The 15,945-nt window shown below is 71.2% G+C and carries 15 protein-coding genes; 2 read left to right on the top strand and 13 right to left on the bottom strand.

The features are described 5' to 3' along the window. Positions 1-2: 2 nt before the first annotated feature. The 7 genes from R2B38_RS35555 to R2B38_RS35525 all read right to left on the bottom strand — a co-directional run bounded on the left by R2B38_RS35555 (position 3) and on the right by R2B38_RS35525 (position 7,411). On the bottom strand, positions 3-854 hold the full coding sequence (locus R2B38_RS35555) for a GNAT family N-acetyltransferase (protein WP_318019911.1): 852 nt from the start codon (positions 852-854) through the stop codon (positions 3-5). 109 nt (positions 855-963) lie between these two features. Beyond that, complete coding sequence (locus R2B38_RS35550; RefSeq protein ID WP_318019910.1) at positions 964-1,653, bottom strand: alpha/beta hydrolase; 690 nt, start codon at positions 1,651-1,653, stop codon at positions 964-966. A gap of 97 nt (positions 1,654-1,750) precedes the next feature. After that, positions 1,751-2,674 (bottom strand): alpha/beta hydrolase, encoded by a 924-nt coding sequence (locus R2B38_RS35545; protein ID WP_318019909.1) that lies wholly within the window; start codon positions 2,672-2,674, stop codon positions 1,751-1,753. Positions 2,675-2,759: 85 nt separating this feature from the next. After that, positions 2,760-3,728 (bottom strand): sigma-70 family RNA polymerase sigma factor, encoded by a 969-nt coding sequence (locus tag R2B38_RS35540; RefSeq protein ID WP_318019908.1) that lies wholly within the window; start codon positions 3,726-3,728, stop codon positions 2,760-2,762. A 245-nt stretch (positions 3,729-3,973) separates the two neighbouring features. Next, positions 3,974-5,350, bottom strand: coding sequence for an MATE family efflux transporter (locus tag R2B38_RS35535; protein ID WP_318019907.1), 1,377 nt, complete (start codon positions 5,348-5,350; stop codon positions 3,974-3,976). Between the two features lie 50 nt (positions 5,351-5,400). After that, positions 5,401-6,381 (bottom strand): dipeptidase, encoded by a 981-nt coding sequence (locus R2B38_RS35530; RefSeq protein WP_318019906.1) that lies wholly within the window; start codon positions 6,379-6,381, stop codon positions 5,401-5,403. 25 nt (positions 6,382-6,406) lie between these two features. Continuing rightward, positions 6,407-7,411, bottom strand: a complete 1,005-nt coding sequence (locus R2B38_RS35525) for a LacI family DNA-binding transcriptional regulator (RefSeq protein WP_318019905.1) — start codon at positions 7,409-7,411, stop codon at positions 6,407-6,409. A 150-nt stretch (positions 7,412-7,561) separates the two neighbouring features. Between R2B38_RS35525 and R2B38_RS35520 the strand changes: the two genes are divergently transcribed. Together R2B38_RS35520 and R2B38_RS35515 are read left to right on the top strand one after the other, a co-directional pair. After that, on the top strand, positions 7,562-8,716 hold the full coding sequence (locus R2B38_RS35520) for a Gfo/Idh/MocA family oxidoreductase (RefSeq protein ID WP_318019904.1): 1,155 nt from the start codon (positions 7,562-7,564) through the stop codon (positions 8,714-8,716). A gap of 142 nt (positions 8,717-8,858) precedes the next feature. Continuing rightward, on the top strand, positions 8,859-11,180 hold the full coding sequence (locus R2B38_RS35515; RefSeq protein ID WP_318019903.1) for a LuxR C-terminal-related transcriptional regulator: 2,322 nt from the start codon (positions 8,859-8,861) through the stop codon (positions 11,178-11,180). A 270-nt stretch (positions 11,181-11,450) separates the two neighbouring features. On the opposite strand, the gene R2B38_RS35510 is transcribed toward R2B38_RS35515, so the two are convergent. The 6 genes from R2B38_RS35510 to R2B38_RS51385 all read right to left on the bottom strand — a co-directional run bounded on the left by R2B38_RS35510 (position 11,451) and on the right by R2B38_RS51385 (position 15,917). Next, on the bottom strand, positions 11,451-12,380 hold the full coding sequence (locus R2B38_RS35510) for a trypsin-like serine peptidase (RefSeq protein ID WP_318019902.1): 930 nt from the start codon (positions 12,378-12,380) through the stop codon (positions 11,451-11,453). 47 nt (positions 12,381-12,427) lie between these two features. Next, a complete protein-coding gene (locus tag R2B38_RS35505; RefSeq protein WP_318019901.1) occupies positions 12,428-12,817 on the bottom strand; it encodes a hypothetical protein in 390 nt (129 codons plus the stop codon). Positions 12,818-12,862: 45 nt separating this feature from the next. Continuing rightward, positions 12,863-13,570, bottom strand: a complete 708-nt coding sequence (locus tag R2B38_RS35500; protein ID WP_318019900.1) for a DUF4232 domain-containing protein — start codon at positions 13,568-13,570, stop codon at positions 12,863-12,865. A 242-nt stretch (positions 13,571-13,812) separates the two neighbouring features. Then, complete coding sequence (locus R2B38_RS35495) at positions 13,813-14,700, bottom strand: glycoside hydrolase family 19 protein (protein ID WP_318019899.1); 888 nt, start codon at positions 14,698-14,700, stop codon at positions 13,813-13,815. Between the two features lie 228 nt (positions 14,701-14,928). After that, a complete protein-coding gene (locus tag R2B38_RS35490; RefSeq protein WP_318019898.1) occupies positions 14,929-15,423 on the bottom strand; it encodes a penicillin acylase family protein in 495 nt (164 codons plus the stop codon). A 5-nt stretch (positions 15,424-15,428) separates the two neighbouring features. Continuing rightward, positions 15,429-15,917 (bottom strand): penicillin acylase family protein, encoded by a 489-nt coding sequence (locus R2B38_RS51385; protein ID WP_411978520.1) that lies wholly within the window; start codon positions 15,915-15,917, stop codon positions 15,429-15,431. Positions 15,918-15,945: the final 28 nt, after the last annotated feature.

Here is a 15,945-nt window from a genome sequence, read left to right as displayed (position 1 = left end):
GCTCAGGCCGCCTCGGTTTCCAACTGCCAGGTCCAGTTGGGGCGTTCGTAGGCCACCTGGAATCCGAGGCGGAGCATGTTGTGCAGGGAGCTGTTGTGGGTGCCGGGCTGTTCGGCGCCCGTCTCGGCGACGAGGACACGGCACCCCGACTCCCGTGCCGTGCGCGCCCGGGCGGCGAGCAGGGCGGTCTGCCCGCCCCGTCCCCGCGCGTGGGGCAGTACGGCGCCGGCGAACATCTGCGCCGTGTCACCGCGGACGAGCATGGTGCCGGTGCCGACCAACTCGCCCTCCAGCCAAGCGCCGTAGGGATGCCAGCCCGGCCGGGACACGGTCGCGGCGCCCATCTCGGCGTAGTGCTCGACCGGTGTTCCGAAGGCCTTCATCATCACCGTGCCCCATTCCAGGGCGTGTTGGGCCTCCAGCGGGGTGACGCTGATGCCGTCGGGCGGTACGTCCAGGGCGTCGGCGCGCGCTACGGCTTCCTCGGTCGTGCCGACGAGCTTCGCCCAGGACGAGGACTGGACGATGCCCTCCCGGGCGCAGATCTCCGGCCAGTCCTCGGGGAGGAAGGCGGGCGCTATCTGGAAGGCGGCCTGCGGGGTGCCCGCCGCGCGGTAGAAGTCGCAGACCTCCTCGACGAGTTGGGCGGTGACGGGCGCGGTGACACCGAAGCCGAGGGCCTTGCTCCAGAAGCGGGTGCTGTCATTGCGCATCGACAGCACGACACCGCCGCCGATCCTGGTGGCGGTCATGCCCAGCGCGGTGCGGACGGGCTCGGGGGTCTCCGTCTGGAATCGGTAGAGGGCCTCCGCCTCGGACTGCTCGGCGACGGACGGCTGGACGACGGTCGTCATGGATCTGTTTCCCTCTCGGGTTGTCCCGGCTTCCCTCGGGAAGCTACGCGGACAGCCCGCCTGTGAACAGGCGGGCTGAAGCGGGGAGTTGGCATGGGGCCAGGGGCGGTCAGGCCTGGTGGGCCGCCGCCTGCTTGATCAGGTCGGCCACCGCCGCGGGCTGGGAGACATAGATGGCGTGGCTGCCCGCGGCCTGGGCCACGGTGGCACCGGCGCGCTCGGCCATCTGGTGCTGGACCGGCGGCGGGATCATGCGGTCCTCGGTCGTGACGAGGTACCAGCTCGGCTTGGTCCGCCAGGCCGGCTCGGTGATCGCTCCGCCGACCGCGTCCAGGCCCCACGGAACCTGCGCGTCGGCCAGGAACGCCGCGTCCTCGGCCGGCAGGTCGCCCGCGAAGGACGCGGCGAACTTGGCACGGTCCAGGAAGAGGAAGCCGTCGACCGGCGGCAGGATCGGCGGCACAGGTGCGCCGGGTGCCGGGTCGGCGACCAGCGAACCGACCGACTCGCCCTTGTCCGGCGCGAAGGCCGCGATGTAGACGAGCGCGGCGACACCGTCGTGGCGGCCGGCCTCGGTGATCACGGCGCCGCCGTAGGAGTGGCCGACGAGGACGGCCGGGCCGTCGAGGGCGTCGAGGGCCCGCTGGGTGACCGCGACGTCGTCGGCGAGGGACACGGTCGGGTTCTGCACGACGCTGACGTTGTAGCCGTCCTGGGTGAGCAGGCGGTGCACCGACTGCCAGCCGGAACCGTCGACGAATCCGCCATGCACGAGAACGATGTTCTTCACGGCACTCATGCCGATGCTCCTTGTTTGTCGGAAACCCTGCGGGCAAGTCCAAACTAGGCCGGACCGCCCGCCGGGGCTTCGACCAAATGACCTAGTTGCGCATGGCCTAGTTGCCGACAGGGGTCCCGACATCGCCACCGCCGGCCTCGACGAAGGCCGTCACCGCCTTCGCGAAGGCCTCGGGCTCCTCCAGGTGCCCGAAGTGCCCGCTGTTCTCCAGGATCACCAGCTCCGAACCCGGGATGAGCTCGTGCAGCTCCTCCGCCCAGCGCACCCCGCAGATGACGTCGTGGCGGCCGACGAGGACGAGGGCCGGCACGGTGAGCGAGCCGAGGTCGGCGCGGTCGTCGATGACGTCCGGGGTGAGGTCGTCGTCCAGCCCGGAGATGTAGGTGGCCGTCACCGCGGCGCGCGCGGGGCCGAACTCGTCCTCCCGGCCCCAGAAGTCGGCGAAGTACGCGGGGAAGATCCCCCGCGCCACGGCGGTCATCTGGGTGTCGTCGGAGATGGTGGGGATGCTTTGGAACGCTCCAACGACCTCCGGGAGCCCCGGGTTGTCGGCGTGCCGGGCGGCGAACTCCTGCACCTTGCGCATGGCCTCGGCGCCGTGCTCGGGACCGGTCACCGGGGCGCTGTCGTAGAGGATCACGCCGGCGACGCGGTCGGGGTGGTGCAGGGCGTGGTACTGGGCGACGAAGCCGCCGTGCGAGTGCCCGAGGAGGTGGACCTCGGGGACGCCGAGGTGCTCGATCAGCGCCGCGAGGAAGCGGCTGTAGCGGGCCCGGGTGTAGCCGTGCGGGTGGGCGGGCAGGCGGCCGGAGGCGCCGGTGCCGATGGGCTCCGGGTAGACGACGGTGAGGTGCTCCTCCAGCGCGGGCATCCGCAGGTAGTCCCAGAAGATGCCCGGCCCGCCGGAGTGCGCGATGAGGACCGGTCCAACGCCGTGGACGTGGTAGCTCTGCGTGACCCCGTCGATCTCGAGGGTGTGGGTCCCGGTGGCGAGCGGGTCGGTCGAGGGGGTGGTGCTCATGGGATCTCCCTGTTCGGCATACGGCGATGACACGGACAGGACGCGGGGGAAAGGGCGAAGTTCGAAATGAATGACGTGACGCCGGTCACATGGTGAGGAGCTGCGGGATGGGCACCGGCCGGGGATGCACGAGCCGCAGCCGGTGCACGCGCCCGGCACCGTCCAGACTCATCAGCCAGGCCACGGCGGGCGGGCAGTGGTCGGGGTCGTCCTCGGGATTGCTGATGTCCATCTCCCAGACGACGAGCGACCGCCCGGCCACGGCGTGCGCGAGATGCTGCCGTACGCCGGCCTCCAGATCGCACTCCATCCCGCGCACCAACAGGCTTCTGCCGCCCACCGGTTGGTTCCCCCGCACCAGCGCGGCCTCGGGCGACCAGCGCTCGGTCAGCAGCTTCCCGAAGTGCCCGCTCTCGGCCGCGTGCAGCGTCTCGCGCGCCTCGATCCGGCTGGCCCGGGTGCGCCGCCCAGCGTCACCGTGCGGGGCGTCGGCCGTCGCGGCGAGAGCCAGCGCGAGCTTGGCCCGCCCCTGACTGAGCCGGCTCCGGACCGTTCCAACGGGCACCCCGCAGGCCGCGGCGATCTGCTCGTACGACGTGACCCCGACGCTGAAGTGCCGCAGCACGAGCGGCAACCGCAGCGCGGGAGTCAGCTCCTCGATGGCCTCCCAGATCCAGTCCCGCATGGCGTGCTGCTCCAGCCACCGCTCAGGACCGGACTCCGTGACGGGCACACGCAGATCATCGAGCGGCCGAACGTCGACGACTCCCCGCAGCAACGACCGGGCGGCGTTCCGCACGATCATCCGCAACCAGGCCCCCACGGCCTCCGGGTCCCGCACATCCCCCACGCGCCGGAGCGCGGTCAGCGCCGCGTCCTGCACCACGTCGTCGACGTCGGGCCCCGGCCCCAGCACACTCACCGCGACGGCCCGCATCCCGGCCCGGTGCCGTTCCAGCAGCAGCCCCAGGGAGGCGACGTCCCCGGCCTGCGCGGCCAGGGTGAGCGCCGCGTCCTCGATGCGCGTGATCTCACCCAGGTTCCGGCTGCTCATGCTGCCCCTCTTCCGGCGCCACCGTCGTCCGTACGACCGTAATGGGCGCGTGCCGTGACGTCACATCGCACGGACGCGCACCGGGGCCGGCATCGCACCAGGTGCCCGGCGCGGGCCCCCGGGTCCCGCACACCGCCGATACGCCCCGGACCAGGGATGTTCAGCGCCTGTTCAACGACTTGGACCGGTCCCTACGACGGTTGCGGGCACGCCCTGTCGACAACCGGAGGGGGTTCGGCATCTGCTCAGCGCTCCCGCCCGGCCTCTCGTACCGCGCCGGTACTGCCGTCCCGCACGTCCGCCGTCGGGGTCGCCCCGACGATCCGCCCACTGTGCCGCCGGAAGGACACGAACTTGGTGACGGCCTGGAGGAGGTTCGCGCAGGCCAGCACGGTCCACAGGCCGGACAGCCCCGCCGCGTCCGCGACCGGCACGGCAAGGGCCGCGAGCACGCCGAACCACACCGCCGTGGACACCAGGCTCGGCACGGTGCGCTTGAGCCCGACGAGTCCGAAGCCCGCCACGGCCTGCAGGGCATCGGTGACGACCACCGCGAGGACCAGCGGCAGCAGCCGTACGACTTGATCCGCGAGCCCTGGATCCCTGGTGAACAGGCTGATCAACGGGTCCCGCAGCACGACCAGGACCGTTCCAAGTACGACGACCGCGCACAGGGCGACCCCGATCCCGGCGTCCACACTGCGCCGGATGCGCGCGAGATCGCGTTCCTCGGCGTACCCGGCGATCAGCGGCACCGTGGCCTGGCCGACCGCCACGGCGGCGGTGAAGACGACGTTCACCAGGGACTCGGAGACGCTGTGCACGGCGGCGCTGTCGGTGCCGATCCGGGCGGCGGCGAAGGTCAGCACGCCCAGCACGGAGAACTTCACCAGCACGGTCGCGCCGAGCGGCACCCCGACCCGGGCCAGCCGCAGCACCTCGCGCGGATCGGGCCTGCCGGGCCGGATCGGCCGCCCGGCGAGCACGGTCCGACGACGCAGCGCGTACTGATTGAGCCCGGCGCCGACCGCGCAGGAGCCGAGCATGGCAACCCCGGCCCCCGCCAACCCGAAGCTGGGCAGCGCCCCCGGTCCCCCGACCAACACCACCGACAACGCCACGGACACCCCGGTCCCCACCAGCCCGGACCGCATCACCTGCGGAGACCGCCCGAGCGCGACCAGTACGGACGTGGCTGACGAGTTGACGGCGATCAGCAGCACACTCACCGCCAACATCCAGGGAAACAGCCCCAGTTGATCGATGACAGCCCCCGGCACCCCGAACGCCCCACCGAGCAGCGGCACAGCGGCCACCGCCGCCGCACACACCCCGCCCACGGCGAACGCGAGCCACATCCCGCTCCGCACCAACGGCAACAGCCCGTCGGGGTCCTCGCGATGGGGCGCGACGAACGGCATCACCCCGCGCAACGCCCCCACCACGGTGGCGGTGGCCGGACTGAACACGGCGACCGTCACGGCGAAAGCAGCCAGCGAGACCGTGGCATGCCGCCCCAGCAACGCGGTGTCGACGAGCGACCCGGCCGACGCCGCGAGGGTGCTCACGTACAGCGGCGCGGCGGCCCTGGCGATGGTCATGAAGGCGGTGCGTTCGCTCACGCTCGCCCATCCTGCCAGTCAACTGCCCTGCGCCGCATACGAGTTACCCGCTACCTCCACACCGCCTCGGCGACCCTGCGGAAGTTGCCGCCCAGGATCGCCGCGACGGCGTCGGCGGGATAGCCGCGGGCACTCAGCGCGCCCTCGACGGTCAACAGGCCCTCCGGGGGCATGAAGTCGATCGGGCCCCAGCGGGTGTAGCAGTCGGGGAAGAGCTCCGGGCTCTGTTCGAGCATCGCGTTGAAGTCCCCTTCGTCGAACGGGTAGTCGGTGGACACCCCGACGTGTTCCGGGCCGACGAGGTCGACGGCGTGGTCGATGTGGCGTACGAGGGCGTCGACGGAGGCGTCGTTGGGGCCGAGGAAGATGCCGACTCCGGTGATGCCGACCACCCCGCCCGTGGCCGCGCACTCCTTGGCCTGCTCGTCGGTGATGTTGCGGGGGTGGTCCCACACCGCGCGCATGCAGGAGTGGCTGTAGACGACGGGCAGTTGGGACACCTCGCACAGGTCGAGGCCGGTACGGGCACCGCAGTGCGAGCCGTCCGCGACCATGCCGACGGCGTTCAACTCCCGTACCAGCGCCCGGCCGTAGGCGGTGAGTCCCTCGTCGACCTCGTCGAGGCAACCGCCGCCGGCCGCGTTGCGGGTGTTGTAGCTCGGCAGCATCGTGCGGACACCGAGGTCGTAGAAGTGGCGGACCCGGTCCAACTCCCCTTCCAGCGGCCCGGAATCCTCCAGATCGAAGGCGACCGCCACCTTCCCCGCACGCCCGGCGGCGTCGATGTCGTCGACGCTCGCGGCGAGTTGCAGCCGGTCGTCGCCGGCGATCCGCTGCCGCCAACTCGCGATGAGACCGGTGACCTCGTCGGTGCCGTGGGGCGCGTAGCCCACGTTCACCGAGACGAAACTGCCGCCCGGCCTGCGGTAGCGGGCGAGTTCACCGACGTCGGCGTTCTTCTCCAGCGCCAGGCAGCAGTGTTGTTCCCACAGGAGAGGCGGGCGGGGCGCTTGTACGGATTCGTTCGACACCGTACGGATCATGCCCGCGCCGGAGTCACTCCGTCGAGGGCGGTCCCGTACTCCCCCGCACCTCGAGCCTCGGTTCCGACAACACCGTCTGCGCCACCCGCCGCGGATCCCTCATCCGGTCGACCAGAAGCTGTGCGGCACGGCGCCCGATGTCGTGGCTGCCGTTGTCGACGGTGGTGAGCCAGAGGTGTCGTAGGCGCGCGAGGTACGTGTTGTCGTAGCCGACGAGGGACAGGTCCCGAGGCACCTGCAGGCCCAGTTCCTCGGCCGCCGAGAGCGCGCCGACGCATGCGATGTCGTTGAAGGCGAAGACGGCCGTGGGGCGTTGCGGGGCGGTGAGCAGGCGGTCCATCGCGCGATAGCCGCCCTCCTCCGTGTGGTCGCCCTCTTCGACCGTCGCGAGGTCGGTCAGGCCGTGGGCGTGCATGACCCCTTCGAAAGAGGTGCGGCGGAGTTCGCCGGCGATGCCCTGGCCGGCGATGTGGGCGATACGACGATGGCCCAGGTCGATGAGGTGTTCGGTGGCCAGGGCGGCGCCGTACGCGTCGTCGCCGGCCACGACGTCGACGTAGGGCAGGACCGGCTCGACGGCGCCCGCGACCACCGTGGGGATGTGGGTCGCGGCGCCGAGGAGTTCGTCGGAGCCGGGGAGCGTGCCCACCGCGACCAGGCCGTCGACGCGGAGTTCCGTGAAGATGCGGGTGAGGTCCTCGCCGAGGTGACGGTTGAGGCGGCCGTCGGCCAGCATCATGTGCAGGCCGTTCTCGTGCAGGCGGGAGCCCAGGCCGTCGAGGAGTTCCACGAACCAGGGGTTGCGCAGGTCGTTCAGCAGCACGCCGACCGAGCGGGTGCGGCGTTCGCTGAGGCTGCGGGCGGCGGCGTTCGGGCGGTAGCCGAGTTCCTCCACGGCGGCCAGCACAGCCTGCCGTTTCTCCGGTCGGACCTGCTCGGAACCGCGCAGCACCAGGGAGACCAGGGATTTCGACACACCGGCCTGCTCGGCGACATCACGGATGGTCGGAGCGCTCATGGCTGGACCGTTCCATGCGGTCGCGCACCCTGTCAAAGCTGTGGTCACCTGGTGTTGACGCCCGGTACGGACGTCCAGGTATTGACATTAGGACGAATGGGTTCGAGTGTGGCCGGGACAGTTTTTGGACCGGTCCAAAGAAGGGCAGTCATGGTGACCTCGCTCGGTGTTGCCGTCGTGGGCTTCGGATGGATGGGGCGGGTGCACACGCAGGCGTACGCCCGTGTTCCGCACCACTTTCCGCAGCTGAGCCTGCGTCCGCAGCTCGTGACGGTCGCCGAGGAGGTGCCCGGGCGGGCCGAGCAGGCCGCCGAGCAGTTCGGCCTCGCGTCCACGACCCGCGACTGGCGCGAGGTGGTCGACGACCCGCGCGTGCAGGCGGTGAGCATCACCGCGCCGAACTTCCTGCACCGCGAGATCGGCGTCGCGATGGCCGAGGCCGGCAAGCACATCTGGATCGAGAAGCCGGTGGGCCTCTCGACGGCGGACGCGTCCGCCGTGGCCGACGCGGTCACGAAGTCCGGCGTCCAGAGCGCGGTCGGCTTCAACTACCGCAACGCGCCCGCCGTCGAGGCCGCCCGCGACCTGATCGCCTCCGGCGAACTCGGCACGGTCACCCACATCCGCGTCCGTCTCTTCAGCGACTACGCGGCGCACCCGGACGGCGCTCTGACCTGGCGCTACGAGCTGGAGCGCGGCGGCCACGGCGTCCTGGGCGACCTGGCCTCGCACGGCGCGGACCTGGCCCGCTTCCTCCTCGGCGACATCACCTCCCTCGCCGCCGACACCGCGATCTTCCTGCCGCAGCGGGCCCGCCCCACCGGCGCGACCGCGGGCCACGCCCTGGCCACCGGGGGCGAGTTGGGCCCGGTGGAGAACGAGGACTACGTCAACTGCCTGCTGCGGTTCGCCTCCGGCGCCCGGGGTGTCCTGGAGGCCTGCCGGGTCTCGGTCGGCGAGCAGAACAACTACGGCTTCGAGGTGCACGGCACCAAGGGCGCGGTGTTCTGGGACTTCCGCCGGATGAACGAGCTGGCCGTCAGCCGCGGCACGACCTACCAGGACCAGCCCGTCACCACGGTGTACGTCGGCCCGGGCGACGGCGAGTTTGGAGCGTTCCAACCCGGCGCGGCGAACGCGATGGGCTACGACGACCTCAAGGTGATCGAGGCGTACCGCTTCCTGCGCTCCGTCGCCGAGGGCGTGCCGTACGGCGCGACGCTCCCGGATGCCGTACACAGCGCGGCGGTCCTGGACGCCATGGTGCGTTCCGTCGAGACCGGCACCTGGGCGAGCCCGGCGTGAACGGCGCGCGCGTCGCCTGATCGGCACGCCGCCGGGCGCCCGCGCGATCTCGCGCCCACCCGCCGGACTCGACTACCGTTCACTCTCGGGAGTCACTCGCCTACGCTGTGGTGACCGGTTGGCGGACGGGTATGGGGGCGGCATGGGATACGGCTTCGGACAGCGGCGGGGCGGTCAACTCCCGGTGGAGTTGACCAGCTTCGTCGGACGCACCGAGGAACTCGCGGTGCTGCACGCCGAGTTGGCGCGGTCGCGGCTGGTCACGCTGGTCGGTCCGGGCGGGGTCGGCAAGAGCCGTACGGCACTGCGGGCGGCCCGCGCGGTCGCGGACCGGTTCGCCGACGGGGTGCGGCTGGTGGAGCTGTCGGCCCTGCACGACCCGGAGTTGGTGCCGCCGACGCTCGCGGGCGTCCTCGAACTGCCCGAGCAGTCCGGCATGACGCCGTTGGACGCCATCGTGGAACACCTGCGCGGGCGGCGGATGTTGATCGTCCTCGACACCTGCGAGCACCTGGTCGACGCGTGCGCGATGCTCTGCGACATCCTGCTGCGCGAGGCTCCGGGACTGAGCGTCCTCGCCACCAGCAGGCAGCCGCTGGACGTGCCCGGTGAGCGCTGTCTGCCGATCGCCCCGCTGGCCCGCGCCGACGCCGTCGACCTGTTCGTGCAGCGCGCCGCGGCGGTCACCGGCGGCCCGGCCCTCGAAGGCGCCGACCGGGAGCACACCCTCGCCCTGGTCGACCGCCTCGACGGCATCCCCCTCGCCCTCGAACTCGCCGCCGTACGCCTGCGGGCCGTCCCCCTCGCGGAACTCGTCACCCGCCTGGACCGCCACTGCGAGGTCCTCACCGGCGGCCGCCGCACGGCACTCACCCGCCACCAGACCCTGCGCGCGGCCATCGACTGGTCCTACGACCTGTGCACACCCCAGGAACAACTCCTGTGGGCCCGGCTGTCGGTGTTCGCCGGATCCTTCGAACTCGCCGCCGCCGAGCAGGTGTGTGCGGGCGGCGACCCTGGTGGACCGGTCCAACTCGACGGCGAGCAGGTCGTCGAGGCCCTGATCGGGCTCGTCGACAAGTCGGTCGTCCAGCGCATCGGCGAGGACGGCGGCCGCTACCGGCTCCTGGACACCATCCGCGAGTACGGCACCGCGCGCCTGGCCGCCACCGACGACACAGCTGCCGTACGGCAACGGCACTTCGCCCACTACGACGAACTCGTCGACCGCTTCTGGAACGGTCTGATGGGCCGGGGCCACGTCCAGCTGCACCACGCCGTACGCGCGGAGATCGCCGACGTGCGGGCCGCCCTCGAGTACGGCTGCGCCACCGAGGGACGGGCGAGCGACGCGCTGTGGCTGGCGACGCGGCTCGGCGCGTACTGGCGGGCGGCCGGGACCCTGTCGGAGGGCCGATACTGGATCGACAAGGGGCTCGGCCTCGTCCCGCGGGACTCCGCGACGCGGGCCTGGGGGCTGTTCATGACCGGGGTGTTCGGGGTCTGGACGGCCGATCTGGAGACGGCGTTGGACCGGTTCCCGCAGGCACTCGACGTGGCACGCCGCGTCGGCGAGAGCCGCGTGGAGCTGTTCAGCGAGGGCTACTTGGGTGCCCTGACGCTGCTCGGCGGGGCCGTCGAGGAGGGGGCGGCCACGCTCGAAGCGGTCCGCCGGCGGATGATCGCGGCGGACGACGCGCTGGGCATCGGCGTCGTCCACTACGAAGGCGCCCTGCTGTATGCCGCGTTGGGCTTCACGGACCGCGCGCTGGAGTGGTGCGAGACGGGCCTCGCGTACCTGGAGGGCCGCGGCGAACGGCAGTTGTACGGTTCCACACTCTCCGTCCAGGGCGTCATCCTCTGGCTCGTCGGCCGGCCGGAGGAGAGCGCGACGGCGTTGCGCCGGGGCCTTGAGGCGGCGAGCGAGATCGGCGAGGTGCTGGTCGCCGCGCTCGCGTCGCTGGGCCTCGCCTGGCACGCGGCCGGGCAGAAGCGGTACGTCAGGGCGTGCTGGCTGATGGGGTACGCGGAGCACGCGCGACGGCTGGGCGGCGACCCGGTCGGCATGCTGCCCCGGCTGCTGGAGGAACAGGAGTCCCAACAGCGCGCGGTACGAACGGCGTTGGGCGCCGAACAGTACGAGCGGTGGCGGGAGGCCGGGGCCCGGATGTCGGGCCGCGAACTCCTGGACGCCGTACGGGCGGACGCGGACGAACCGCCCGGCATCCCCGCGGCCCGCCCCGCCACCACGGACACCCGCCCCGCCGATCCACTCACCCGCCGCGAACGCGAGGTCGCCGCGCTCGTCACCCAGGGCCTGTCCAACCGGGAGATCGCCGAACGGCTCGTCATCTCCAAACGCACCGTGGACGCCCATGTCGAGCACATCCTCGCCAAGTTGGGCATCGCCTCCCGTACCGAGATCCTGGCCGCGGCACAGCCCGAGGGCACGAAGTCGGCGTAGGTACCCGGTACGTACGTACCTCCTCCGAGGCCCCCGCCGACGACTACGTGCACCGATATCCCCACCGAATTACGGGAGTTCACGCCCCCCGTCCCCGCCCGGCACCCCAAGCTGGTCCTACCGCCAGGGGAACGGGAAGTGTCGGGGCCGGCAGTGTTGGTCAACCCCACGGCTGTCATGGCAAGGCATCCGGCACCGCGCCTCCCCTGGCGGTATTCGCGTAGGGCTGCCCCTGTCGGCGGGGGCAGCCCTCCTCCAAGGGCCCTGGGATCAGCCGCGTTCGGCCCGCCCGTACATCGTCCTGGCCGTGGCGCCGAGGATCTCGCCGTACATCTTGGTCGGCGTGAAGCCGTCCAGCCCGCTGTTGACCGAGACGAGGGTGCCCTGCCCGGTGGCCTCCTTGAAATCGGCCAGCCACGGGCCGCCGCTGGAACCGCCGGTCATGTCGCAGGGGATGACCTGCTGGCCGTTCTCCTTCTTCGCCGTGCCCACACAGCGCAGGACCTCCTCGCCGAGTTGCGGGTGGGTGGCGGGGTAACCGAAGGACGAGATCGTGCCGCCGACCGCCCGGTTGAACGCGACCGGGGTCCCGCCCACGACATCGGTGAGCCTACGGCCGCTGTTGTCGGCGTCGACGACGAGCGCGGCCACGTCGTTCGTGCCCTCCTCGGCGAAGGTCCGCGGGGTCAGGACGGTACGGACCGCGAAGGCGCCGTACGGCTGCTTGCCCTTGCTGTAGGCCGGGACGAAGACCATCGAGATGTTGGTGTTGTCGGGTGAGGCGGAGCGGCGGACGCAGTGTCCCGCGGTCATCACCACGGAACGGTTGGCGCTCGTCACGGCGGTGGCCGTGCACCAGGTGTCGGCCCCTGCGGCGTTGACCATGAACATCCGCCCCACGGTCTTCAGCTGTGGACCGGTCCATGTCTTGGTCTTCGGTCCGGTCGGGCCCAGGTCAACCGACTTTCCCACGGCCTTGATCCGCGCCGGGCTCCAGTAGGCGAGGGCGTCCTTGCGTTCCTGGGCGGTGAACGCGAAGGAGGACACCGGGTCGGGGGCAGCGGCGGCGGCGCGGGTCGCGCCGGAGACCGCCGTGGCCGAGACGGGGACGGCGAGCGAGAGCGCCGTACCGGCCACGGCGAGCGCCGTGACACGGCGGCGGCTCAGGCGCCGGTCCGCCGGAGGGGAGCTGTCGAACATGGGGGGGATGTCTCCTCGACTCGTTCAGGTGGGTCACATGGGTCCGGCTACGCGCAGTCCAAGAGAGGTGGATCCGGTGATCCGGGTCGCGTCGCCGGGGGCGCGGCCGTCTCGCGGAGGAAGGCGAGGAACTCCCCCACCGTGCAGCTCCAGAGTCGGCGTTCCACCAACGCGCTGTGTCTGCGGGCGAGTTCGCGGTCGTCGCCGTAGGCGAACCTGACGACGAGCGGGCCTTCGCACGCGCGGATCTCGATGGCGCTCGGCTGCACCTCGTCGGCGGACCGCAGGCCGACCGCGATGCCGATGATCTCCCGGACCAGCACGCCCGCTCTCTTGAACGCGCCGTCGGACGAGGTGTGCCACACCACCTCGAAGTGCTCGTGCGCGGGCGCCCCGGGATCGGGCCGCCGGTCCACGTCGTTCGATGTACTGAGCACACCTACGTCCTTTCTGTCCGGCAGGGAACTCGCGCCACGGACTGCCTAGTTGAGGGCGTCCGCGGGGTTCGTCAGCCAGTAGGTGGTGCGCAGCGAGCTGTCGATGTACACGCCCTTGCTGGGCAGAGCGACCTTGACGCCCGAGCCCACGAATTCGAGCGCGCGGTTCTGGAAGATCACCGAGAGCGTCTTCGCGGTGTAGCCGTTGGTGCCGCTGCCGTCGGCGGCGGAGAGGAGAACGCCCGCGTAGCCCGACTGTCCGGGGCGCAGCGTGGTGACCGCCTGCGGCTGGGTGTCCTCGTCGACCGGGGGGACGGACTGCGCGTTCGTGAACCGCAGGGCCGGATAGCCGTACAGGTAGCAGGTCTTGGAGCCGGTGTTCTTGACCGTCAGCAGCAGGTGGTTCAGCGGACGGGACACGGTCTGCGCGGTGACCTTGGTGTTGGCGCCGGTGCAGGTGACGATGGTCGAGGTCGACCCCTTGGACCCGGTGGACCCCTTGGTGGTGGTGCTGCCGCTGCCCGGCTTCGAGACGGTCGCGGGCGAGTCCGTACCGGAGGCCGCGGCCTTGATGTCCTCGGCGGCCGCCTTGGGCGTCGCGGTCGAGGAGACGCCGTTGCCGGCGACGACGGTCGGGGTGCTCTTGGCCCCCGTGTCCTGGCTCGTTCCACAGGCGGTCAGTGCGAGCGAGGCGGCCGCGGCGAGGCCGGCGGTGAGGAGTGCCGTACGGCTGCGGAAGACGGTGCTGGACATGATCAGGTTCCCCCTGAGTGCGGTGCTGGAAGGCGAGCCACCGGGTTTCGCGGTGGGTCTCGCTGCGAACAACCGCAGCTTGCGCGGCGATCCGTCCCAGCCGCCAGAACAGTCGGGGGAAACGGGAAGCTGGAACGCTCAGACAGGTTCTGACCTGCGAGAACGTACCGTCCCTGGAACGCGTGAGTGGGACGGGCACCGGCCGTTGGACCGCTCCAACGGCCGGTGCCCGTACCGCGCGATCAGCAGTAGAGGTTGGCCCCGGTGCTGGTCCCGAGGATCGAGGTGAACCGCGTGTAGGCGTCCACGCGGCTCTGCACCTGGGCGGGGCTCTTGCCGTCGCACTCGATGGAGCCGTTGATGCTGCGGATGGTCTGGCCGAAGCCGGCGCCGTTGACCATCGCGTTGTGCGGGGTCATGGAGCCGGGACCGCTCTGGGTGTTCCAGTACCAGAGCGCGGTCTTCCAGGCCACGGCCGAGTCGTTCTGCACCAGCCAGGGGTTGCCCAGCAGGTCGATGCCCAACGCGTCCCCGGCCGCCTTGTAGTTGAAGTTCCAGCTGATCTGCAGCGGACCGCGCCCGTAGTAGGCGGCCTGGCCGGCCGGGCAGCCGTACGACTGGCTCCAGTCGCAGTACGTGGGGTAGTTGGCGGTGTTCTGCTCGACGATGTACACCAACCCCCCTGTCTCATGGCTGACGTTGGCGAGGAAGGCGGCGGCCTCCTGCTTCTTCGTGGTGTCGCTGCCGGTGTTCGCGAAACCCGGGTAGGCGCTGAGGGCGGCGGTGAGACCGCTGTACGTGTAGAAGGAGTTCCGGCTCGGGAACATCTGGTTGAACTGGGCCTCGCTGACGACGAAGTTGCCGACGGGCGTGCCGGAGCCGTCGCAGGCGTACGGCTCCCAGAACCACGTGCTGATGACCGGGTCGTAGCCCGGGTTGTCGTGCTCGGCGATGTACGCCTTGCCGTCGGTGTAGCGGACGATCTGGCCGGTGACGTACGACTGGCCGGCCACCCAGTTCGGATAGCTGGAACAGGAGGCGGCGGACGCGCCGCCGGCGGGGAGGACCACGGGCGTCAGGCTACCGAGAACGAGTGCGGTCAGTACTGCGGCGATGCGGCGTCTCGACACAGGGTTCAACTCCTCTGTGGAGCACGGCCGTGCCCCGCCAAGGGCAGGGCGAAGCGGAGCCTTTGTGCGCACGGGCCGGTTGGACCGGTCACGGCGTGGGGGGCGGCCGTGGTGGGGGATGGTGCCCCTCACTGAACCGTATTGGTATGTACCAGTCAAGGGTATAGACCAGTCAACCGCGCACCGAGGCCGCCCGGTTACGGCCGGCCCGCGCTGCGCCGGCCCGTGTCACCTGCGCAGAGTCGTCACCTGCGGACCGGGGTCACCGGAGATCTCCGCCTGCGTGAACCGTTCCAAGACCCACTGCTTGCGCGAGAGGAGGCGGGTCTGGTCCGAGAAATGGGGCGAGGCCGGGTTCGCGGACTGGCCGTAGGCAAGCAGGGTGTGGGCGCGCGGCCCGTTCCGGGTCAGTTCGACGGTCGTCAGGAAGCCGCTGCCGAAGGCGCCGGCGATCGGGGTGCCGGTGCCCGGGTCGGGGCTCGCCTCCACGACGTCGAAACAGCTCGCGTCGCAGCCGGGCAGCGGGATGCCGTCCCACTTCTGTACGGCGCCGAGCGCGACGTCGACCGGGAGGTCACGGGCGGCGAAGTCCTGGACGGCGTCGGCCAGGGCGCGTTGGACGCGCGGGTCCTCGCCGTTGAATCCCCTTGGTGTGGTGAGGGGTTGGGCGGGGTCGTAGGAGACGCGGCGCCAGGTGTCGGGCGCGACCTCGGCGCCGTTCATGGCCGTCAGGCTCGGGTGGGCGCGGCACATGCCGACGATGTCGTCACGGCCCGTCTCGGGAGAGCGGTTGGCGGACGGTGCCCGCGTGCAGCTGCCCGGCGTAGTAGGTGTCGCTCGCGAGGTTGGAGCCTCCCACCTCGCCCCTCGCCGGGCTCGCCGTCGGACCCGAAGAACCGGGACCGCTCACCTCTCAACGTCACCACGTGGTCGGCGAGTTCGCACCCATTGTCCTGCGCGAGCGCGTACCCGTATCCGTATCCGAGCCCGTCGACGTCCTGAGCCGGGATGTGCGGGACGCCGTACTCGGTCCGGCTGATCCGGGCCGCGCGACCGCCCTCGGCCACCGTCCGGCCACCCTGCCCCGTCACGGCGGACGAGGACGCGGGCAGCAGGGCGACAGTGGCCGAGGTGAGACACAGGATGGCCGCGACAGCCGCCAACCGACGTGCCAGAGAACTTCTATGACGACTCGTCAGTTCTCTGGATTCTCCCATGGTCGCCACCTTGCAGGCGGGACGGAAG

Source organism: Streptomyces sp. N50 (assembly GCF_033335955.1).
GTDB lineage: Bacteria > Actinomycetota > Actinomycetes > Streptomycetales > Streptomycetaceae > Streptomyces.
The sequence above is the reverse complement of the archived record's forward strand: the minus strand, read 5'-3'. Positions and strand labels throughout refer to the sequence as shown.

Bases quoted from the DNA above. Each gene is read 5' to 3' on its own strand.
- R2B38_RS35555 (WP_318019911.1), bottom strand. From the start codon at position 854: ATGACGACCGTCGTCCAGCCGTCCGTCGCCGAGCAGTCCGAGGCGGAG.
- R2B38_RS35550 (WP_318019910.1), bottom strand. From the start codon at position 1,653: ATGAGTGCCGTGAAGAACATCGTTCTCGTGCATGGCGGATTCGTCGAC.
- R2B38_RS35545 (WP_318019909.1), bottom strand. From the start codon at position 2,674: ATGAGCACCACCCCCTCGACCGACCCGCTCGCCACCGGGACCCACACC.
- R2B38_RS35540 (WP_318019908.1), bottom strand. From the start codon at position 3,728: ATGAGCAGCCGGAACCTGGGTGAGATCACGCGCATCGAGGACGCGGCG.
- R2B38_RS35525 (WP_318019905.1), bottom strand. From the start codon at position 7,411: ATGAGCGCTCCGACCATCCGTGATGTCGCCGAGCAGGCCGGTGTGTCG.
- R2B38_RS35520 (WP_318019904.1), top strand. From the start codon at position 7,562: ATGGTGACCTCGCTCGGTGTTGCCGTCGTGGGCTTCGGATGGATGGGG.
- R2B38_RS35515 (WP_318019903.1), top strand. From the start codon at position 8,859: ATGGGATACGGCTTCGGACAGCGGCGGGGCGGTCAACTCCCGGTGGAG.
- R2B38_RS35510 (WP_318019902.1), bottom strand. From the start codon at position 12,380: ATGTTCGACAGCTCCCCTCCGGCGGACCGGCGCCTGAGCCGCCGCCGT.
- R2B38_RS35500 (WP_318019900.1), bottom strand. From the start codon at position 13,570: ATGTCCAGCACCGTCTTCCGCAGCCGTACGGCACTCCTCACCGCCGGC.
- R2B38_RS35490 (WP_318019898.1), bottom strand. From the start codon at position 15,423: ATGAACGGCGCCGAGGTCGCGCCCGACACCTGGCGCCGCGTCTCCTAC.
- R2B38_RS51385 (WP_411978520.1), bottom strand. From the start codon at position 15,917: ATGGGAGAATCCAGAGAACTGACGAGTCGTCATAGAAGTTCTCTGGCA.